Origin of the sequence: Herbiconiux aconitum, assembly GCF_024979235.1 — a bacterium.
Classification (GTDB): Bacteria; Actinomycetota; Actinomycetes; order Actinomycetales; family Microbacteriaceae; genus Herbiconiux; species Herbiconiux aconitum.
In genome coordinates this window covers 443,838-464,339 of sequence record NZ_JANLCM010000002.1, presented here as the reverse complement: position 1 = coordinate 464,339, position 20,502 = coordinate 443,838, and the positions used below count along the sequence as shown (strand labels likewise).

The window sequence follows — 20,502 nt, the reverse complement described above, 5'->3', positions numbered from 1 at the left end:
CGCTATCCCTTCGCGATCGGCTCGGCGAGAGTGCCGAGGTCTGTGGTGATGACGCGACCGGCGGAGCTGCGCTCGCGCACGAGGTCGCGGGCCATGCGTCCGAGTTCCGCGTCGCGGCGCTCGTCGAGCCGGGCTACTGCCGAGAACGGCACGTCCATGAAGACGAGCTTGATGACGCCCTGGCGCCAGGTGTCCTGGTCGAGGTGCGCGCCGGCGAAGGCGCCCATTCCGGATGCCACGAGCCGCGGATCGTTCGCGCGCAAGGCGTCGTGAACCAACGCGACTCCCGCGGTCACGGTCTCGTCGGGGAGTGCACCCCGCTCGGTGAGCAGGTTCAGGCCGCGCAGTACACCGCGCTTCACATCGTTGTCTCCCTGGGCGTAGAGCGTCTCGACGGAGACCGCGAATTCCTGCGGGGTCTGCGCCTCGGCCAGCACGGCGATGAGCTCTGCGCGCGCGGCATCCGCCGTCGTGCCGAGGATCTGGCCGTGGGGGTCGGATGCCTCGTCCACGAGGTCGCGACCGACTCCGATGCCGGCCTGAGCAAGCCAGCGGAGGGCTGCCGTCGGCTTCTCGCGCACGGCCTCGCGCGCTCGGGCCATCCACTCCTCTGCTGTCATCGTGCACTCCTCACAACATCGTGGGTGATGGCGTCGAGAGCCTGCTGCATCCTCGCGATGCTCTCCTTGGCCAGTCGGGGTGCGGCGTGCGAATCCCGCGGGAGCTCGATCGCAGCAACTCCGGTGTACCCGATCTCGCTCAGCGTTCGAAACGCGAGATCGACATCGAGCTGACCGGTGCCGAGCTCGAGGTGCTCGTGGACACCGGGCATCATGTCGTCGACCTGCACGTTGACGAGCAGGTCTCCCGCCTGGCGCAGTGCTTCGGCGACACCGCCGGGTTCCACCGCGACGCAGTGCCCGAGGTCGACGGTGATGCCGAACGCGTCGGGGTCGCCGAGCTCCGACCGTAGGGCGAGCGCGTCGCTGACCGTCTCGACGCGCATGCCAGGCTCCGGCTCGAAGCCCAGTCGCACGCCACGCACGGACGCGAGGGCCACGACGTCGGCCGTGCGCTCCACCAGGAGTCGCCACGCCTCGGTGTCGGACATCCCGTCAGGCGTGACCCCGGACCACATCGAGACGCAGTCGGCACCGAGTACCTCCGCGATCTCGATCGCGCGGGCGAGGAAGGTCATGCGCCGGCCGGCGTCGACATCGACGAGGGTCGGGCGGTGCTTCACGTGCTTGTCGAGCAGGTATCGCGCGCCGGTCTCCACGACCACACGCATGCCACGCTCGGCGAGATCGTCGCGCAGCTCCCGAGCTCGGGCTTCCCAGTCGTCGCCGAAGGGATCGAAGTGCGGGTGCCCGAGTGTGAGCGCTACGGCGCCGTACCCGTAGCCCGACAGCACGTCGAGGGTGTCGGAGAGGGTGTGGTCGGTGAAGCCGTTGGTGCCATAGCCGAGGATGGGGAGCGGGGCGATCACGTGATCGAGCCCCCCTCCTGACCTTGCCGGGCAGAACGAGCGCGGGCGGCGCGGGATTCGAGTACGAGATCCAGGCCCGCGATCGCGATCGCGGCGACGAGGTTACCGGCACGCGCTGCGAGACTTGCCTGCAGGGGAATCATGCCCATGATGCCGGCTCGCGTCGCCGTGCGAATGGTGCCCGCGGTCGGCTCAGCAGCAGCCGCCGACTGCGGCAGCCCGACGGTGACGCCGAAGCGTGCGGTTGCGACGGCGCCGGCGGTGCGGCCGAGTGACGCGTCGGGTGCAGCGGCGGCCGGAGCCGGCACGGCGACCGTGGCCAGAGCGACGGCAGCCGTGGCGGCAACCGATCCCGCGACGGCGCGACTTGTCGATCCGTGCACCTCACCGCGGGAGAGCACGGTGACATTGGCGGTATGCCCTGCCACTATCGCTGCGGCGGGCGCTGCGGCGAGCATCCGGTCGGAACCTGCGCCCATCAGCACATCGAGTCCGCGGCAGGCCGCCATCACCACGGGCCCGAATGGGCCATTCTTGGCGGCGAGGTTGTATGTGGCGATAGCTGCCGTCAGCGGCACGGCGATGGCCACGGAGCGGCGGCCACCGAAGATGCCAGCCGCGGCGATCCCGCCCGCGGCGAGCACGGCAGCGGTGATCCCCGCCGCACGGCGCGTGATGCGACCAGAGGGAATAGGGCGTTCGGGCCGTTCGACCGCGTCGAGGTCGGCATCGGCCAGGTCGTTGAGCGCCATGCCTGCCCAGTACAGGAGCACCGAGGCCACGGGGATGCCGAGCGCGCGACCATGCAGGGGGCGACCGGCCCAGCTGGCGCCCACGATCGCGTCACCGAGCACCGAGAAAGCCGCCGGGGCGCGCACGAGTTCCCGGTAGTCACTCAGGGGCATTACGGGGTACCGACCGGCAGGCGCGTCGCTACGCGCTGTGCCCACTCCACAAGCACCTTCGACTGCTCGGCGAACGCGTGGACGTCACTGCCCCAGGGGTCCTTGAAGAAGCAGCCGACCGCGCCCATCGGGCCTGACTCGCCGGTCGCCTGCGCGAGAGAGAGCAGGCGCGCGAGGTCGATCACGAGGGGCGCCGCGAGCATCGAGTCGTAGGCACTCCACGTGGTCTGAAGGAGGACGCGGCTACCGAGGAAACCCTCAGCGCTCACGTGGTCCCACGCGGTCTTGATGTCACCGAGGTCGGGAACGTGGTCGATGTGCAGCGGGGCGACGACGTCGTTGCCGAGAAGGGCGTGGAGGCCGCGATTCTTCGACGCGAGCTTGGAACGCACCGCCTCAGGGTCCGCCAGGGTTGAACCGTCGCCGCCACCGAGGAGGTTGGTCCCCGCCCACGAGCGAACCTTCATACCGCGTGAGGTGAACATCGGGGCGAGCACCGTGCGCAGCAGGGTCTCGCCCGTCTTGCCGTCCTGTCCGGCGAAGGGGATTCCGGCATCCGTCGCCCACTGCCACAGCACGGGCAGATTGAGCGACGTCGAGGGTGTGAAGCACGCGTAGGCGGCCCCGGCCTGCACAGCCGCGAGGGCGCCGATCGAGCTCGGCGGGAGCACAGTCACCCCGGGGGTCGCGAGGGATGCCTCGAGCAGGGCACGATCCTCGAACTCGCTGCGGTAGGCGGGCAGCGGTTCGGTGGATGACACGTCGATCACGACAACGTGTGCGAGGTCGAATTTGGCCTTGAAGTCGAGGATGTCCAGGGCGCGCGCCTCGATCTCGCCCTGCTGGGTGGGAGCGGAGGGCACCGGGAGGATGTTGGGGTCGAAGGCCGTGAGGTCGTCGGAGACAGCAGCGACGAGCGCGCCGTCAATCATGCCGGCAGCGCTCAGCGCGAGCGCCTTCTCGGCAAGCGGAGTGGTGCCGACATCGTGTCCGCCGATGACGATGTCACCGAATGCCGCGAGGGGCACACCGGCGAAGTCCTCGCTCGCGGTGGTGAGGCCGACGGGCCCCGCCAGGTTGCGGCTCAGGGCGGCAATTCCCACCGCCGTAGTTGTGGCCACGCTTCCACGTGCACCGACGAGCCACAGGCCCGTTCCCTTGCCAGAAACACCATTCATCGTCGAACTGCTCCATCCTCGGTGTCCGTCATCGCACACAAGCCGATCTCGTCGGCTCTCCCGACCGTAGACGATATTTTGCGGGGCGTCAAAACAAACCACTCCGCGGCCTTTGACGCCCGCCCATTGAGCTGAGTTCGCTGCTATAGACGGGTCGAGCCACTTGCAGAATCGTCTATTTCTTGCTACTCCAGAACAAATGTCGTCCGGGTGTCATCACATCCGCGGCTCAGTGCGTCGGGGTGAGGTCGACGGTGACGGAGGGCGCCTCGACCGTGCGTCCACCGACGGCGATGTCGTCGCCACCGAGACGACGGGTGAGGATGCGTGAACCGGCACCCTGATCGATCGCGAGGTCACGGCCCAGCTGCGCCGTGATGCGTACGGCCGCAGCACCGGTGGCCTCGTCTTCGGCGATGCCCATTGCGGGCGCGAACATCCGCGACCTCAGGTGGCCCGACCCCTCGTCGACCCACGCCCAGAAGTAGTGCTTGCCCTCACCGAAGTCGGCCGGGTCGAGGGCATCGACCTCGGCCGGCGTCGCCAGCGGATGCCAGGTGAATTCCGGCGCCCAGGATGCGCGGCCGGTGATCCAGGTGAGCTCGCCGTCGTACCGCACCGCCACATCGCCCGCCGTCACCCGGAGCGCGCAGACCGGGAGGCCCGCCCGGGCCAGCCACCAGGCCGTGCCCACACACGGATGCCCTGCGAACGGCAATTCTGCCGCCGGGGTGAAGATGCGGATGCGCGCGCTGCGCCCGTGCGGCGCCGGCCCCTCCTCGATCTCCTCGACGAACACCGTCTCGCTGAACCCGAGAGCCGTGGCGATCTCCTGCTCGCGGCCACGCGTCTCGGCCGACGACCGCAGCAGTCCGAGCGGATTGCCATGACCTCCCTCCGCGTCGGTGAAAACGGACACGACGTCGACGGAGAGCTGCGATTCCATGGTTCGAGTCTGCGCGCCGCTCGGCGTGCACCTCAAGCCGCCGCATCGCATCCGGTGGCCTTCTCAGGCTGCGTTCGAAGGGTATTGCGTACCCTATACACACTGTGTATCTTGTACACGTGTGTAAGGCATACACAGAACGAATGGAGAAACCATGAGCACCGACCCTGTCATCGAGGTGACCGGCCTTGCCAAGTCGTACGGCGCGCACGCCGTGCTACGAGGCGTCGACTTCGCCGTCGCGGCGGGCGAGATCTTCGCCCTGCTCGGACCCAACGGCGCGGGCAAGACCACCACCGTCAACATCCTCACCACCCTCGTCGCAGCCGATCGCGGACGAGCGATCATCGGCGGGATCGACGTCGCGAAGCATCCTGAGCGCGTGCGCCGCGTCATCAGCCTGACCGGGCAGTACGCCTCGGTCGACGCGTTCCAGACCGGCCGCGAGAACCTTCTGATGATGTCGCGCCTGGCCCACCTCGGCAGTCGCGCCGCCCGCCGACGCACCGACGAGCTGCTCCAGCAATTCGACCTCACGGAGGCCGCGGGCCGACGCGCCGGCACCTACTCCGGGGGGATGCGGCGACGCCTCGACCTCGCCATCAGCCTGATCGCCGAGCCGCCCGTCGTCTTTCTCGACGAACCCACCACCGGGCTCGACCCACGAAGTCGGGCGCAGATGTGGGAGGTCGTGCGTGCGCTGGCCGCCGCAGGCACCACGATCCTGCTCACCACGCAATACCTCGAGGAAGCCGACCAGCTGGCCGACCACGTCGCCGTGCTCGACGACGGCCGGGTCATCGCCTCCGGCACCGCCGACGAGTTGAAGTCACGGGTGAGCGGGGGCCGGGTGGAGGTGCTGTTCGGGAACGCCGACGACGCCCGCACCGCGATCGCCGCCGGGCTCGGCGAGGCCGCCGCCGACACCGACGGATTCGGCATCGCGATCGCGAGCGACACCCCGGTGCGCACGATCCGAGAGGCGCTCGACGGGGCATCGGCGCACGGCCTCGACGTCGCCGACATCACCATCGTGAAGCCATCGCTCGACGACGTCTTCCTCGCCCTGACCGGACACGTGCGCGCCGACGACCAGACCCGCGACCAGACCGACACCCGCACCGACCAGACGAACGAGGTGGCAGCATGACCAGTTACTCCCCTACCCTGACCCGCTCCGACGGCGCTCTTGCCCCGGCGACATCCTCGGGTCCTGGCGGATTCCGCGGAGCCCCCGCGCACGGCACAGCCCTCGGGCGCGGCTTCAGTGACATCGGCGCGATGGTGGCTCGGGAGCTCCGCCGCACGGTGCGCAGTGTCGACAGCCTCGTCACCGCCTTCGCCATCCCGGTGGCCATCATGCTCGTGTTCGTCGTGGTGTTCGGCGGAGCGATCGACGACGGCGGCAGGTACATCGACTACGTCGTGCCGGGCGTGCTCATCCTCTGCCTCGGCTTCGGCTCGGCATCGACCGCGATCGGTGTCGCGCAGGATCTCACGAGCGGCACCTTCGACCGCTTCAAGACCCTGCCGATCTTCGGACCGGCAGTGCTCTTCGGCCACGTGATGGCGAGTGTGCTGCGCAACCTCGCGGCCTGCATCCCCGTCGTCGGAGTCGCGCTGCTGCTCGGATTCCGGCCCACGGCGGATGCGCTGGGCTGGCTGGGGGCGCTCGGCTTCGCCACGCTCGTCATCGTCGCGTTCACCTGGCTCGCCTCTGCGGCAGGCCTGTTCCTCAGCGTCGACGCCGCCGCGAGCATCAACTTCGTGTTTCTCTTCCTGCCCTACGTCTCGAGCGGATTCGTACCGGTCGACACCATGCCGGAATGGCTCCGCGGCTTCGCCGAGAACCAGCCCTTCACGCCGATCATCGAGACCCTCCGCGCCCTGCTGAGCGGCCAGCAGCCCGGCGCGTCACTGTGGGAAGCCCTCGCCTGGCTGGTCGGCGTGCTCGTGGCGAGCTACCTCACCGCGACGCTCGCGTACCGTCGCCGCACCTCCCAGTGAGGCCGGGAAGTCGCCCCTAGAATGACAGCTCAGGCGCATCTGCCGCGGCGGGAGGGAACCACGATGACCGATCTCGACGACGTCGCCCTCCCGCACGCGGTCGCCCTCTCCTGGGGCGTCGCCGAGCAGCCACACAAAGGTCCGCGCCGCGAGCTGAGCATCGAGCGCATCGTCGAGGCCGCCATCGAACTGGCCGACGCCGAGGGCATCGGCGCCGTCTCGATGAACCGGGTCGCCACCTCCCTCGGCTTCACCACGATGTCGCTCTACCGCTACATCACGAGCAAAGACGACCTGCTGCTGCTGATGCAGGATGCCGCGCTCGACATCCCGACGCCGCCGGAGCCCAGGGTTTCCGACTGGCGGGCCGAACTGCACGAGTGGGTGACGCTGACGCTGGCGGTCTTCCGAGCGCATCCGTGGTACGCCGACATCCCGATCGGCGGCGTGCCGATCACCCCGAACAACCTGCGGATCGTCGACTGGGGGCTGCGCTGCCTCCGCGACACCGGCCTCTCCGACACCGAGAAGATGGCCACGATCCTCCTCGCCACCGGCTACAGCCGCACCTTCGGCACCCTCGAGCGCGACATCCGGCAGGCCACTGCCCAGGCCGGGCCGCAGGCCGCGGTGCCGGGCACGAACTACGGCGCCGCGCTCGCCACCCTCGTCACCGAGGAGCGCTTTCCCTACCTCGGTCCCGTCTTCGCCTCGGGTGCCTACCTCGACGACCTGGAGCGCGACGACGACGGCTTCGACGATTTCGAGTACGGGCTGCAGCGCATCCTCGACGGAATCGCGCAGCACCTGCAGCGGCGGTCGGAGGGCACGCCGGATGACCCGGCCCCCCTCGACCGGGCGACGGCCGACCGCCGTGACTTCTACCCGAAGGACGAGAAGGTGCGCGCGGCCGCCCAGGCCCGACGCGAGGCGGAGCAGAAGCTGCGTGAGGCGCTGAAGCGTGAGCGCGAGGCGCTCGTCGCGGCGCGGGCGCGAGCTGACAAGGTGGCCGCCAAGGAGGCCGCCGCCGAAGAGAAGCGGGCGGCGAAGCGCCGCGACGCCTGACCCGGCGCGGACTTCTCCCAACCAGACGCGAAGCACCGAGCCCTGCGGGCGAGGTCGGCGCGTCGCGTGGAGAAGTCCGGAGATCCCGGTCGGTGCGGTAGAGCTAGGTCAGCTGCGCACGGCGATGTTGGCCGAGATCTCGGTCCAGTTCGTGCCCACCGTCATGTACTCGGTGTGCAGCCACACGCGCTGCTCCGGCGACTCCAGCCGCAGGGTCGCGCCGTAGCGGCCGAAGCTCTCGGCGTCGACGCAGCTCGCCTCGGTCTGCTCGCCGGAGAGGGTGCCCTCCGCGATGAAGCAGACGTCGTCGTCGCGCGTCACACCCACCCAGAACTCCGTCTCGTCGTGCACGGCGAGCAACCGCAGCGAGGAGCGCACGATCTCCGAATCGGTTCCCGGAACGACGGGCGGCGTCTCGCCCTTGGCGAGAACGGTGCCTTGGTCGAGGTGCGCGATCTTCGAATACGCGTCGGTCGGATGCGCGGTGCACCCGGCGACGACGAGCGCACCCGCGACGACGGTGAGCGCGGGGATCGCGAGGGCGAGGGTTCGCGAACGCATGAGGGTCTCCTGGAGGCTGGCCGAAACGGCACCCGGACTTCTCCGAACGAGACTAGGGCACGAAAGTGACCGTCTGCTCCGAGCAGACGGCGTCGCCATGGCGGGCTCGGTGCGGTTGACTCGGGTCATGAGAATCCTCGTGCTGGGCGGCACCGAATTCGTCGGCACCGCCGTCGTGCAGGCCGCGCTCGCCCGCGGTGCCGCCGTGACCACGCTCACCCGCGGCACGCATCCGACGGCGCCTGGTGTGACCTCCGTCATCGGCGATCGACGGGAACCAGGTGGTCGCGCCCTGGCGGGCCTGCTCGACGAGGCATCCCGGGCCGGCCGGTGGGACCTCGTGGTCGACACCTGGTCGTGGGAGCCCTTCGCCGTGCGCGACAGCGCGCGGGCGCTGGCGCCGCTCGCCGATCGCTACACGCTCGTCTCGAGCCGCTCGGTGCACGCCGATCCGCTGCCGGCAGGTGCCGACGAGTCGGCGCCGCTCGTGCCGGCGAACCCGTCCGACGGCGACGCCGAGGCCGTGGCGGCCGGCCGCCACCTCGGCACCCCGGGCACGGGTTTCGGGGTGCCGCCCGCGCTCGAGGTCGACTACGCGCGCGGCAAGGCGGGGGCCGAACTCGCGCTGCAGGAGGTGTTCGGCAAGCGGGCACTCCTGCTGCGCCCCGGTCTCGTGCTCGGCCCCTACGAGAACATCGGGCGGCTTCCCTGGTGGCTGACGCGGATCGCGCGCGGCGGCGACGTGCTCGCGCCCGGGCATCCGGACGCCGGCATCCAATACGTCGACGCCCGTGACCTCGCGGAGTTCGCGCTCGATGCCGGCCTCGAGGGCGCATCCGGGCCCTTCAACGTCGTGACGCCGGCCGGACAGCACACCCTCGGCGAACTGCTGACCGCCTGCATCACCGCGACCGGTTCGGATGCCCGGCTGCGCTGGGTGCCGGAGGACCGCATCCTCGCCGCCGGGATCGAGCCCTGGACCGAGCTGCCGATCTGGCTGCCGACCGGCCCCGACCACGACGCGATGCACCGCGGCGACGTCTCCGCAGCGCTCGCGGCCGGACTGCGCTTCCGCCCCCTCGCCGACACGGTGCTCGACACCTGGACCTGGCTCCGCTCGATCGGCGGTGTCGCGCCGCTCCGCCCCGACCGGCCGACGCCGGGGCTGGCGGTGGAGAGGGAAGAGTCGCTGCTCGCGGGGTGGTAGCTGCTGTGCTAGCTGCCTCGGGCGCCGTGCTTCGCGCGGCGTCCTCGGGCGGCGCCGGTCCCTGCCCGGCGCCGCGCCACGTGTTCCGGTGAGGTCGCTTCGCGGCCTCGCCGTCACCCTGGGTCGTTGAGTAGGGCCTGTTGCGTGCCGTGCCGTGCGCTCGTGTGCGGAACGACGGAGTTTCGGGCCCCACCCCGGAAACGACGGAGCCTCCACCCGTAAAGCCGCGCCGCCTCCGTCGTTTCGTTCTCGTTTCCCAAGTCGTGGGGAACGAGACCGCAGGCCGCGGGCCGCGCTCAACGACCCAGGGTGAGGCCGAGGCCGCGTCAGCGACCTCAGCCGAACATGTCGCCTCGCGCCGGGCAAGGACCGGCGCGACCCGGAGAGCCCGCGCGAAGCACGGGCCCTCCGGCAGAATAGCCTCATGCCCGACACCTCCACCTACATCGACGACTTCGCCGAATTCATCCGGTCGTCACCCTCCTCCTACCACGCGGCCGCCGAGGCCGGGCGCCGGCTCGAAGCGGCGGGGTTCCGGGCGCTCGAGGAGACCGAGGCGTGGACCGCCGAACCCGGCCGCTACCACGTCATCCGTGACGGGGCGATCATCGCCTGGGTGCTTCCCGAGGGCACCGGGCCGCTCACGCCGTTCCGCATTCTCGGAGCGCACACCGACTCCCCCGGGTTCAAACTCAAGCCACGCCCGACCATCGGCTCGAACGGCTGGCTGCAGGCCGGGGTCGAGGTCTACGGCGGCCCACTGCTGAACTCCTGGCTCGATCGTGAACTCGAACTCGCCGGGCGCATCGTGACCCGTGACGGGGAGCAACGGTTGGTGCGCACCGGACCGTTCCTGCGCATCCCGCAGCTCGCCATCCACCTCGACCGCGAGGCGAACAACGGCCTCACCCTGGATCGTCAGCGCCACACCGCACCCGTCTTCGGCGTGGGCGACGTCTCGCAGGCCGACCTCGTCGGCCTGCTCGCCGAGTTCGCCGGGCTCGGGTCGGGCCCCGATGCGGGCGAAGAGATCGCGGGCTACGACATCCTCACCGCCGACACCAACCCGCCCGCCCGCTTCGGCCTCGACGACGCGCTGTTCGCAGCCGGCCGCCTCGACAACCTCACCTCCGTGCACGCCGGCCTCACCGCACTGCTCGAGGTGGCGGATGCGGCGTCGCCCGACGGCATCCCGGTGTTCGCCGCCTTCGACCACGAGGAGCTGGGGTCGGAGTCGCGGTCGGGGGCGAGCGGACCGTTCCTCGACGACGTGCTCACCCGCATCGGCGCGGCACTGGGCGCCTCGGTCGATGAGCGAGCGCGGGCCCTGGCCGCGTCGTGGTGCCTCTCGTCCGACGCCGGCCACTCCGTGCACCCGAACTATCCCGAGCGGCACGATCCCGCGAACCTGCCGGTGGCCGGACGGGGTCCGCTCCTGAAGATCAACGCGAACCAGCGCTACGCGACGGATGCGCCGGGCGCGGCCCTCTGGAGCCGGGCCTGCGCGCAAGCGGGCGTGCCCTATCAGGAGTTCGTGTCGAACAACACAGTGCCGTGCGGGTCGACGATCGGACCCCTCACCGCGACCCGCCTCGGCATCCGCACCGTCGACGTCGGCGCGCCGCTGCTCTCGATGCACTCCGCCCGCGAACTCGCCCACGTCGACGACCTGGTCGCTCTTTCGGCAGCGATCGCCGCGTTCTTCGCGCCCGACGACGAGTAGGGGCCTGCTTCCGGCACCGCGTTTCGGGAGGAGCTGCGGGGAGCGACGGCCCGTGGGGCATCGCTCGACCCAGCTCCTCCCGAAAAACGGTCAGCGCTGGTCGCGCGCCTCGCGCGTCTCGCGCGCCTCGTCGACCGCGATCGGTGACGCCGCATCGTCGGCCGCAAGCCCGGCATCCTCGGTTGCCTCCACCGGGTGCGAGTCGCCCGGATCGGACTCGCTGCCGTCGTCTTCTCCCTCCGCCGGCCGCGCGGCGCGAGCGGCCGCCATCGCGGCACGCCCCGACGGCAGCAGGATGGCCACCACGATGACCAGAATGGTCGCCACCCCGGCGATCACGAGCAACGTCTGCACGCTGATCACGTCGGCCAGCGGACCGAAGACCAGCATGCCGATCGGGGTGGCCAACGCCATCACGATGCCCACGTAGCTGAACACGCGCCCGTGCTTCTCGGGGTCGACGGTCTCTTGCACCAGCGTCATGAACGGTGCGGAGAACAGCGGCACGAGCAGGCCGAATCCGAACATGAACCCGTAGAACACCCAGAGATTGGGGCTCAGCCCCAGCCCGATCGTGAACGCCGCGAAGCCGAAGGTGGCGAACAGGATCAAGCCGATCCGACTGAACTTCGCCAGCACTGTCGACACCAGCACGCCGCCCAGCAGCATGCCGACGCTGAACGCGATCTCGAGCACCGTCACCATCCAGACATCCGTTCCGAAGGTGCGGGCGACCAGGAGCGGCGTGATGAACGACGGTGCGACGGTGAGCAGGAAGATGATGGCGAAGACGAGAAGCAGCCAGCGCACCACCTGGTGCCGCCAGATGTAGTGGAAGCCTTCGACCAGGTCTTGGCGGTAGCTCGTGGTCTTCTCGGCGATCGAAGACAGCGTCGGCACGATCACGAAGGCCAGGAACACGATGCCGATCGCCGCCGTGATCACGTCGATGAAGAAGACCGGCACGATGCCGAACAACCCGAACACCGCACCGGCAGCGGCGGGAGCGAGCAGCGCCATCGCGGACTGGATGGTCTGGAAGATGCCGTTCACCCGCATCAGCTGATCGGGCGGCGCGATCTGCGGAATCATCGCCTGCACGGCCGGCGTCTGCACTCCGGCGCCGATCGAGCGCACGCCGACGGCGAGCAGGATGATCCACAGATCGGTGACCCCGTTCAGCATCAGCAGGGCGAGCACCAGGGTGACAGCCGCGATGGTGCCGTCGGCCAGCATCACCAGCACGCGCCGGTTCATGCGGTCGGCGAACACACCGCCGAAGATCGACACGATGCCCTGCGGCAGGAACGCGGCGATGGCGTACAGCGCCACCGCGAAACCCGATCGGGTTTCGAACGTGACGTACCACATCACCGCGTATTGCACGATCATCGACCCGAAGAGCGAGATCGTCTGCCCGCTGAGGAACAGCGCGGTGTTGCGTTTCCAGTGGGCGGGGGCCGCGATCTGCTCGGTCATGTGAACAGCGTACACATGACCACCGACACCGGTCGGGAGTGTCGTCGAATCGGTCGGCTATTGAGCCGACTGCGCGATGGTGAGGGTGCCGAAGCCGTGCGTCACGAGGTTCTTGGCCAGATAGATCGGCTTGCCGTCGAGCAGAACGTTGTGCGTCAGCACCAGCACGGGGGTGGATGCCTTCAGCCCGATCCCCTTGCCGCGCTCGGCGCCCGCGCGGCCCACCGTCACGTCGTAGATCGCCGGCCCGAGCGCGGGCCCCACGATGTCCATCACCGCCGCGAGCAGGCTCCGCCCCGGCGCGCGGGTCTCGTCGAGCCGCGCCGCGAGAACGGGGCTCCGTTCGGCGAGCACCTCCGCCGACGGGATGATCTCGAGCAGCTGCGCCACCGCCTCGCCGTCGCGCTTCAGCACGTTCTCCTGCACCCAGACCTCGTGCCTCGGATCGACCTGGAGTCCACGCGTGATGAAGTCGGAAGTGGGCTGGAGCTCCTCGAGCATCCGTTCCACCGTCACCTCGCCTGAGCCTTCGGCGATCACCTTCTCGAGTGGTCGCAGGAGTTCGAGCCCCACCTGCGGCAACGCTTCGGCGACGAATCGCCCGATGCCGCGACGCGTGCGGATGAGGCCGTCTTCTTCGAGCAGCATGAGCGCTTCGCGCACCACGGTGCGGCTGACGCGGAGCGCGATGCCGAGTTCGGCCTCGTTCGGCAGCAGGGAGCCGAGCTCCACCCGGCCGCCCCGGATGGCGTCGGCGAGCGAGGTGTAGACGGCCACCCGGAGGGGCTGACCGGTGGGCACGACGAGAGGGTCGAGTCGCAGAGCCGAAACCGCCGTCGTCATGTGAACTCCTCGGTGTCGTCGCGGCGGTGTCATCGCTGCGATGTCCGCTGGTTGTATGACATCATACTCAGCACATCGAGCAAACATCGACAAAAACGCGCGCAACGCGCCATCGACACGAGGAGAGAGCATGACGAGCAACGTCGACAAGAGCGTGGCCGGAGTCGGAGAGCGGCAGTACCACATCGGCGTCGCGCCGGGTGAGGTCTCCACCGTCGCCCTGCTCCCCGGTGATCCGTTCCGGGTGCCGCTGATCGCCGAGTTCCTCACCGACGTGAAGACCGTCGCCCATCAGCGCGAGCACCTCACGATGACGGGCTGGTACAAGGGTCGGCACATCACGGCGACCTCCACCGGCATGGGCTGCCCGTCGACGGCGATCGCGGCCGAAGAACTCATCCGGGTCGGCGTCACCTCGCTCATCCGGGTCGGCTCCTCCGCGGGGCTCCAGCCGGGCATCAAACCAGGCGACCTGCTGGTGAGCGAGGGAACCCTGCGCAACGACGGCACGACGGCCGCCTACGCGCATCCGGGATACCCCGCCGTGCCCGACCTGCGCATCGCGACCGCCCTCGGCGACGTGGCCCGCGAGCTCACCGAAGGCACCACGACCACGGTGTATTCGGGGCTGAACGTCAGCGACGACGCGTTCTACGCCGAGGGACCGGAGTGGATCTCGCAGCTGAACTCGCTGGGCATCCTCAATGTCGAGATGGAGAGCTCGGCGCTCTACGTCGTGGCCCGTCTCCGCGGCGTGCGGGCCGGCATGATCTGCGCGGCCTCGAGCAACCTCTTCGACGGCACGAGCCTCTACGACGGGGTGAAGGAGGCGCTCGCCGAGGGCTGGACCCGCAGCATCGAAGCAGCCCTGGAGACGGCCGTGCGCCTGGAACTGTGACCCGGATGCGCGCCCGCCGCGCCGCCGGATGCCCGGTTGCAGCCGCATCACGATCGGGGAAACATGATTGACACATTGGACGTATAACATCCATCATCATACTCGCGAGCTAGGAGAAGAACGATGACCGCAGAGAGCCGGATGCCGCTCTACGTCGACTGCGACACCGGCATCGACGACGCCCTGGCGCTCTGCTACCTCATCGCGTCGCCCGAGATCGACCTCGTCGGAATCGGAACGGTGAGCGGCAACGTCTCCTCCGCTCTCGCCGCCCGCAACACGCTCGACCTGCTGGCGCTCGCCGGCGCGAGCTGCCCGGTCGCGGTGGGGGCGGAGCATCCTCTGGCCGGCCGATTCAGCGAAGGCGCCGCCCATGTGCACGGCGACGACGGCCTGGGCAACCACCCGCTCCCGGCCGCCGACACCGAGCCCGTCGAGGGCGACGCCGCCGATCTGTTGATCGCGCTGGCGCACGAGTGGGCCGGCGAGTTGCGCATCCTCGCGATCGGTCCGTTGACGAACCTCGCCGAAGCACTGCGGCGGGAACCACGACTGCCCGAACTCGTGCGCGACGTCACGATCATGGGCGGCGCCGCGCTCGTTCCAGGCAACATCTCCCCCGTGGCCGAGGCCAACATCGGCAACGACCCCGAGGCGGCCGCCCTCGTGCTGGGTGCAGCCTGGCCGGTGACCCTGGTGCCGCTTGATGTGACGCTGAGCAACCCGCTCCTCGAAGCCGACCGGATGCGCCTCGTCGACTCGGGCCGCCCGGTCGCCACCGCGCTCGGCGGCATGCTCGACTTCTACTTCGACTTCAACGCGACCTTCTACGGGGAGCGGCGTTCGGCCCTGCACGATCCGCTCGCCGCAGCGATCACGGTCGGTGCCGTCGTGCCGGCCGTCGCACCGCGGGTGCACGTGGTGGTCGACGCGACCGACGGGCCGGGTCGCGGCCAGACCATCTGCGACCTGCGCGGCCGCTTCCTCGGCTTTCCCGACCAGCCGGATGCGCACGTGCGCGTCGTACTGTCGCTCACCGACGACTTCGCTCCGCACCTGCTCGAGCGGCTGCTGGCGCTCTGACGATCGAGACGACCGTGGCGAGAAGGAGAATCCGATGCTGATCAATCTGCACAGCCACCTCGAGGGTCGACTGCGGCCGGCAACGGCGGCCGAACTCGCCGCCCCACTCGGGCTCCCGGTTCCTGCCGAGGGTTGGGACCACGCGCTTCAGCTCACCGGCCCGGCCGACCTCACTGTCTACCTCCGCAAGGTGGCGGCCAGCTATCCGTTCTTCGGCCGGCGGGAGAACATCGCCCGGATCGCCCGGGAGGCGGTGGAGGATGCGTCGGCCGACGGCGGCGACTACCTCGAACTGCGCTTCGGGCCCACCACGCACGCCTCCGAATCCCTGCCGCTCGACGAGGTGATCGCGGCCGCCTGCGAAGGCATCGCCGAAGGAACCGCGAGCACCGGCATGCCCGCCGGCATCGTGATCGCGGCACTCCGGCATCACAGCACCGAACAGAATTCCGGCGTCGCCCGCGCCGCGGCGCGCTTCGCCGGAGCCGGGGTGGTGGGTTTCGACCTGGCCGGAGACGAGCTGCTGTACCCCGAGCTCCTGCCGCACGTCGAACCCTTCCGCATCGCGCGCGCCGCGGGCCTCGGCCTCACCTGTCACGCGGCGGAGTCGGCCCCAGGGCACGCGGCCCGGGAGGCGGTCGAGCTGCTCGGCGCGACCCGCATCGGCCACGGCGCGCACCTCGCTTCCGATCCGGAGACCCTGGCCTGGATCGCCGACCAGGGCGTCGTGGTGGAGATCTGCCCCACCTCGAACTGGTACACCGGCGCGATCCCGGCCGTGCACGAGCATCCGGGCGCCCACTTCGCCTCGGCCGGCGTCGGAGTGGTGCTCGGCGACGACAACCCGATGCAGACGGGGTCGCTGCTCTCGGCCGAACGCTCCCTCCTTTCCTCCGTGCTCGGCTTCGACGAGGCCGCGCTCGGCCACCTCGACGCCGTGAGCATCGAGGCCGCCTTCCTCGACGGGTCGACGCGCATCCTGATGCGCGAACGGCTCGCCGCGGAGGCGCCGGCCGGCTAGCACCCGCCGAGCCGCGTCACCGCTCCACCCGCACCACAGCTCCATCCGTTCCACTCCTGCACCACCCGCCCACACAAGCGAAACCTGGAGAAACACGATGAACCCGAAGGCGAGAAAGACCACGATCGGCCTGGCGCTGACCCTCTCGGTCAGCACCCTGCTGCTCACCGCGTGCGGCACCGTGCCCGACGCCGAGTCCACCGGCGGCGGCACCGACAGCGCGGGCAGCTTCCTGCCCTGCGCCGTCTCCGACCTCACCGGCTTCAAAGACGGCCAGTTCAACGAACTGACCTACGACGGCGTCGCGAAGGCCGCCGACGCCCTCGGCGTCGAGACCCGCACCGCCGAGTCGACCTCCGAAGACCAGTACGCGGGAAACATCTCGGCGATGGTCGACGAAGACTGCAGCCTCATCGTGACGGTCGGCTTCGCGCTGGCCGCCGCCACCCGCGACTCGGCCGCCGAGAATCCCGACGTCGACTACGCGCTGATCGACTCCACCGTCTCCGACGACGACGGCACGCCGGTGGAGGTGGACAACGTCAAGCCGGTGCTCTTCGACACCGCTCAGGCCGCCTACCTCGCCGGCTACCTCTCGGCTGCCGCGTCGAAGACCGGCGTGGTCGGCACCTTCGGCGGAATGCCGTTCCCCTCGGTCACCGTCTTCATGGACGGCTTCGTCGACGGCGTGGCGAAGTACAACGAAGCCCACGGCGCGGCCGTCAAGGTCGTCGGCTGGAACAAGGAGACGCAGGACGGCCTCTTCGTCGGCAACTTCGACGACCAGGTGCAGGCCAAGACGCTCAGCGAGGGCCTGCTCGACCAGGGGGCCGACATCATCATGCCGGTGGCCGGATCGCTCTTCCTCGCCACCGTCGAGGCCATGAAGGACCGCAAGATCGACGGCGGAGTGCTGGGCGTCAACAACGACGCCTACGACGCGTCACCGGAGAACCAGTCCTACTACCTCACCTCGGTGCTGAAGAACCTCACCAATGCCGCCGACGAGGTCACCACGGCCGCCGGCAACGGCGAGTTCGACAACACCCCGTATGTCGGCACCCTCGAGAACGACGGCGTCGGCATCGCGCCGCTGCACGACTGGGAAGACCGCGTCGATCCTGCGATCGTCGCCGAGGTCGATCAGCTGAAGGCCGACATCATCAGCGGGAAGATCGTGGTGGAGTCGCCGTCGTCGCCGAAGTCGTAACAGCGGCTCGGACGCCGTCGCCCAGCGCGGCGAGGTCGGTCGAGATGGAGATCGCGTCGAAGCCGTGACGCCGGAGTCGGGATGCCCGCTCCGGCGTTCCGGCGAAGACGCCCGAACGGATGCCGGCCGCACGACACGCCCGCACGACACGTTGCAGCGGACCGGCCTCCGAGTGGTCGTCGACCATCGCGTCCACGTCGAGGCCGAGCGCGAGCGAGAGGTCGAACGGGCCCACGAAGATCATGCCGAGGTGCGGCGTGGCGGCGATGGCGTCCACCTGCTCGAGCGCACCCGCGGTCTCCACCATCACGGCGCAGAACGCACGCCCGTTCGCCTCGTCGGGGGTGAGCGGCAGGTCGTGGATCGGTCCCCAGCTGCGACGCCCGATCGGTGGGTAGAAGGTGGCCTCGACACTCGCACTCGCATCCGCCGGGCTTTCGATCAGGGGAACGATGACACCGTCGGCTCCCCCGTCGAGAGCCCGGCCGATGAGCTCGGGCCGCGCGGCCAGCACGCGCACCAGAACACTGACCGGTGCGCGGCGGAGGCGCTCGATGGTGTCGAGCGTCGTGGCATCGTCGAAGCGGCCGTGCTGGGCGTCGAGGCAGATCCAGTCGATCCCCTCTGCGGCCAGCGGCGCCGTTGCGGCGGGGAGCCCGAGGGTCGCCCAGATGCCGGTGCTCGGGGTGGGCCAGTCGTCGATGTCGCGCATGCTCCTATTCTGCCGACTCCGCCGAGCGCGGAACCGACATCCGCTCGCCTCCGGCTGCCAGTGATCGCGCGGCCGCATCGACCAGCTCCTGCACCCGGAAGGCGCGACGCACGTCGACCGTGACCGGGGCGCCGGTGCGCACCGCAGCGGCGAACTCCGCCCGGAGGATCGGCCAGACCTCGTCGTGATCCATGCCGGCCGTGGAATACGTCGCGGTGCCGGCGTTCGAGTAGACCTCGAGGTCGGTGAGCACCTGCGACGTCTCGACGCGCCCCGAGAGCAGCGCCGATCCCGCTCCCCCGTCGGCGTGCTCGGTCACCACGAGCACCGCCTCGCGCGGGTCTCCGGATGCCCGCACGGCCACGACCGCGCCCGCCGCCTCGTCGACGAGGTCGAGCAGGTGCGGCCCGAGGTCGAAGAGCACGCCCAGTTCGTCGCGCCAGCCGGCCTTGGCACCGGCCTCGAGGAAGCCCGAGCCGAGGAAGCCGCCGTGCACGTACCGGGCGGTCACGGCGATGGCGGGTGAAGCTGCCGTGAGCGACGCCGCCTGCCGCAAGAAGGCCCGGGTGCGCGGATGGAAGCGTTTGGTCATCACCACGATGTTCGGCACGTTGGCCTCACGCACCACGTCGCGCAGCTGCCGAGCCTCGTCGAGGGAGGCGCCGAGCGGCTTCTCGAGCATGAGGGCCTTGCCGGCCCGAGCGGTCTGCATCGCGAGGCCGGCCTGCACCTGCGGCGGAACCGCGAAGTCGACGGCCTCGTTCGAAGCGAGCAGCTCGTCGAAACTGTCGAAGGCGGTCACCCCGTGCTCGGCGGCGAGTTCGGCGACCCCACGGCCCGAGGGCGACCAGATTCCGGTCAGCTGCGTCTCGGCGCCGGCCGAGTGCAGCGGCGCGTGCATCGTGCGCGCCCACTGACCCGCCCCGACGAGCCCGATCCGCACGGGCGACGGCGCGGGGGCCACCCGCTCGACGCCAGGAACGTCATCGCCCATCAGGCGAGGCGCGCGTTGACGGCGTCGGCCGAGTACAGGCTGTCGGCGACGATGCGGGCCAGGCCGATCAGCCCGGCGTCTTCACCGAGTGACGACAGCCGCACGTCGAGGTTGCGGGTGGCGCGGGCGAGGGAACGCGGGTAGAGCGTCTCCCGCAGCCCGCCGAGCAGTGCACTCGATGCGAGGTCGCCGCTCACCACGAGCACGCCCGGGTTGACCATCGACACGACCGTGGCCATGACCTCGCCGATCCGCTGTCCGGCGGTGTGCGTCAGCTCGAGCGCGTCGACGTTGCCTGCGGCCAGCAGAGCGCCGACGTCCCGGCCCGAGCGGGCGGGAACGCCGCGTTCGCTGAGTTCCATCGCGACCGCGCGTCCGCTCGCCACCGCCGCGAGGCATCCGCGTGATCCGCACTGGCAGAGCGCGTCGACTCCGGCGAGCCGGATGTGGCCGATGTCTCCGGCGCCCCCGTCGATGCCGTGGTAGACCGTGCCGCCGAGCACGAGGCCCGATCCGATACCGGTCGAGACCTTCACGAGGCAGAGGGCGTTGCTGTCGGAGAACCCGGTCGACTGCTCGCCGAACGCCATCGCATCCGCGTCGTTCTCGACGAAGGTGGGCACCGGAATCGCCTCCGCCAGATGGTCGGCGATCGGATACGCGTCCCAGCCCGGCATGATCGGCGGCTGCGAGGGGCGACGCGACTTCGGATCGACCGGGCCGGGCACCGAGACACCGGTGCCCGCCATCCGCTCCAGGCCGATGCCGTTACGTTCCATCAGGCCGAGGATCGAGGCGGCCAGTGCGGTGAGCACGGCCTCCGGACCCTCGACGATCGCCACGTCGACCGTCTCGTGGTCGAGGATGCGCCCGCTCAGGTCGGTGATGGCGGTGCGCGAGTGAGCGGTGTCGATGGTGGCCACGGCGAGCATGGAGTGCTGCACATCGAACACCAGACGGTTGGGCCGCCGCCCGCCGGTCGCGGCTCCACCGCCCGACTCCTTGATGAGGTGCGCGTCGATCAGCGAGTCGACACGCTGAGCGACGGTGACGCGGGAGAGCCCGGTGAGGTCCTGGATGTCGCGACGGGTGTTCGCCTCGTCACGGCGCACCAATTGCAGGATGTCCCCCGGACCAGAACTCATCAGCCGCTTCTCCGTCCCCGCATCAGGTCGCTGCCC

20 protein-coding genes are annotated in these 20,502 nt (G+C 70.0%); 9 read left to right on the top strand and 11 right to left on the bottom strand.

The features are described 5' to 3' along the window. Positions 1–2 precede the first annotated feature (2 nt). The 5 genes from N1027_RS13685 to N1027_RS13665 all read right to left on the bottom strand — a co-directional run bounded on the left by N1027_RS13685 (position 3) and on the right by N1027_RS13665 (position 4,518). Positions 3–620 carry an EboA domain-containing protein gene (locus N1027_RS13685; protein WP_259508691.1) on the bottom strand — a complete coding sequence of 206 codons (618 nt, stop codon included), beginning with the start codon at positions 618–620 and terminating at the stop codon, positions 3–5. Continuing rightward, entirely contained in the window at positions 617–1,489 is an 873-nt protein-coding gene (locus tag N1027_RS13680) for a sugar phosphate isomerase/epimerase family protein (protein ID WP_259508690.1), read from the bottom strand. The genes N1027_RS13685 and N1027_RS13680 overlap by 4 nt, the downstream gene beginning before the upstream one ends. Next, positions 1,486–2,394: an SCO3242 family prenyltransferase gene (locus tag N1027_RS13675; protein WP_259508689.1), complete on the bottom strand. Its 909-nt coding sequence runs from the start codon at positions 2,392–2,394 to the stop codon at positions 1,486–1,488. The genes N1027_RS13680 and N1027_RS13675 overlap by 4 nt, the downstream gene beginning before the upstream one ends. Beyond that, a complete protein-coding gene (locus tag N1027_RS13670; RefSeq protein ID WP_259508688.1) occupies positions 2,394–3,572 on the bottom strand; it encodes an inositol-3-phosphate synthase in 1,179 nt (392 codons plus the stop codon). Before N1027_RS13670 ends, N1027_RS13675 begins: the two co-directional genes overlap by 1 nt. A 229-nt stretch (positions 3,573–3,801) precedes the next feature. After that, complete coding sequence (locus tag N1027_RS13665) at positions 3,802–4,518, bottom strand: PhzF family phenazine biosynthesis protein (protein ID WP_259508687.1); 717 nt, start codon at positions 4,516–4,518, stop codon at positions 3,802–3,804. Positions 4,519–4,672: 154 nt separating this feature from the next. Here N1027_RS13665 and N1027_RS13660 point away from each other — a divergent pair, with 154 nt between their 5' ends. From N1027_RS13660 to N1027_RS13650, 3 genes are all read left to right on the top strand, one after another. Continuing rightward, the gene (locus N1027_RS13660; RefSeq protein WP_259508686.1) at positions 4,673–5,668 is read left to right on the top strand and encodes an ATP-binding cassette domain-containing protein; all 996 of its coding nucleotides are present in this window, start codon (positions 4,673–4,675) and stop codon (positions 5,666–5,668) included. After that, the gene (locus N1027_RS13655) at positions 5,665–6,525 is read left to right on the top strand and encodes an ABC transporter permease (protein ID WP_259508685.1); all 861 of its coding nucleotides are present in this window, start codon (positions 5,665–5,667) and stop codon (positions 6,523–6,525) included. Before N1027_RS13660 ends, N1027_RS13655 begins: the two co-directional genes overlap by 4 nt. Positions 6,526–6,588: 63 nt before the next feature. Beyond that, positions 6,589–7,590 (top strand): TetR/AcrR family transcriptional regulator, encoded by a 1,002-nt coding sequence (locus N1027_RS13650; RefSeq protein ID WP_259508684.1) that lies wholly within the window; start codon positions 6,589–6,591, stop codon positions 7,588–7,590. Positions 7,591–7,698: 108 nt separating this feature from the next. Here the strand turns inward: N1027_RS13650 and N1027_RS13645 are convergent, their stop codons facing one another. Next, positions 7,699–8,151 (bottom strand): hypothetical protein, encoded by a 453-nt coding sequence (locus N1027_RS13645; protein ID WP_259508683.1) that lies wholly within the window; start codon positions 8,149–8,151, stop codon positions 7,699–7,701. A gap of 127 nt (positions 8,152–8,278) precedes the next feature. Here N1027_RS13645 and N1027_RS13640 point away from each other — a divergent pair, with 127 nt between their 5' ends. Together N1027_RS13640 and N1027_RS13635 are read left to right on the top strand one after the other, a co-directional pair. After that, entirely contained in the window at positions 8,279–9,358 is a 1,080-nt protein-coding gene (locus N1027_RS13640) for a Rossmann-fold NAD(P)-binding domain-containing protein (protein WP_259508682.1), read from the top strand. A 424-nt stretch (positions 9,359–9,782) separates the two neighbouring features. After that, complete coding sequence (locus N1027_RS13635) at positions 9,783–11,081, top strand: M18 family aminopeptidase (RefSeq protein ID WP_259508681.1); 1,299 nt, start codon at positions 9,783–9,785, stop codon at positions 11,079–11,081. A gap of 90 nt (positions 11,082–11,171) precedes the next feature. On the opposite strand, the gene N1027_RS13630 is transcribed toward N1027_RS13635, so the two are convergent. Both N1027_RS13630 and N1027_RS13625 read right to left on the bottom strand, forming a co-directional pair. Next, the gene (locus N1027_RS13630) at positions 11,172–12,560 is read right to left on the bottom strand and encodes an MFS transporter (RefSeq protein WP_259508680.1); all 1,389 of its coding nucleotides are present in this window, start codon (positions 12,558–12,560) and stop codon (positions 11,172–11,174) included. 57 nt (positions 12,561–12,617) lie between these two features. After that, positions 12,618–13,403, bottom strand: a complete 786-nt coding sequence (locus N1027_RS13625) for a GntR family transcriptional regulator (RefSeq protein ID WP_259508679.1) — start codon at positions 13,401–13,403, stop codon at positions 12,618–12,620. A 130-nt stretch (positions 13,404–13,533) separates the two neighbouring features. Here N1027_RS13625 and N1027_RS13620 point away from each other — a divergent pair, with 130 nt between their 5' ends. The 4 genes from N1027_RS13620 to N1027_RS13605 all read left to right on the top strand — a co-directional run bounded on the left by N1027_RS13620 (position 13,534) and on the right by N1027_RS13605 (position 17,615). Further along, the gene (locus N1027_RS13620) at positions 13,534–14,301 is read left to right on the top strand and encodes a nucleoside phosphorylase (RefSeq protein ID WP_259508678.1); all 768 of its coding nucleotides are present in this window, start codon (positions 13,534–13,536) and stop codon (positions 14,299–14,301) included. 123 nt (positions 14,302–14,424) lie between these two features. Beyond that, the gene (locus N1027_RS13615; RefSeq protein ID WP_259508677.1) at positions 14,425–15,384 is read left to right on the top strand and encodes a nucleoside hydrolase; all 960 of its coding nucleotides are present in this window, start codon (positions 14,425–14,427) and stop codon (positions 15,382–15,384) included. Positions 15,385–15,418: 34 nt separating this feature from the next. Beyond that, positions 15,419–16,405, top strand: coding sequence for an adenosine deaminase (gene add / locus N1027_RS13610; RefSeq protein WP_259508676.1), 987 nt, complete (start codon positions 15,419–15,421; stop codon positions 16,403–16,405). Between the two features lie 97 nt (positions 16,406–16,502). Then, positions 16,503–17,615, top strand: a complete 1,113-nt coding sequence (locus N1027_RS13605) for a BMP family lipoprotein (protein WP_259508675.1) — start codon at positions 16,503–16,505, stop codon at positions 17,613–17,615. Here the strand turns inward: N1027_RS13605 and N1027_RS13600 are convergent. The 3 genes from N1027_RS13600 to N1027_RS13590 are packed head-to-tail and all read right to left on the bottom strand — an operon-like array spanning position 17,569 to position 20,466. After that, positions 17,569–18,327, bottom strand: a complete 759-nt coding sequence (locus N1027_RS13600) for an HpcH/HpaI aldolase family protein (RefSeq protein WP_259508674.1) — start codon at positions 18,325–18,327, stop codon at positions 17,569–17,571. The two genes, N1027_RS13605 and N1027_RS13600, sit on opposite strands and share 47 nt — an antisense overlap. A gap of 4 nt (positions 18,328–18,331) precedes the next feature. Further along, positions 18,332–19,321, bottom strand: a complete 990-nt coding sequence (locus tag N1027_RS13595; protein ID WP_259508673.1) for a Gfo/Idh/MocA family protein — start codon at positions 19,319–19,321, stop codon at positions 18,332–18,334. Beyond that, positions 19,321–20,466, bottom strand: a complete 1,146-nt coding sequence (locus N1027_RS13590) for an ROK family transcriptional regulator (RefSeq protein WP_259508672.1) — start codon at positions 20,464–20,466, stop codon at positions 19,321–19,323. Before N1027_RS13590 ends, N1027_RS13595 begins: the two co-directional genes overlap by 1 nt. Positions 20,467–20,502: the final 36 nt, after the last annotated feature.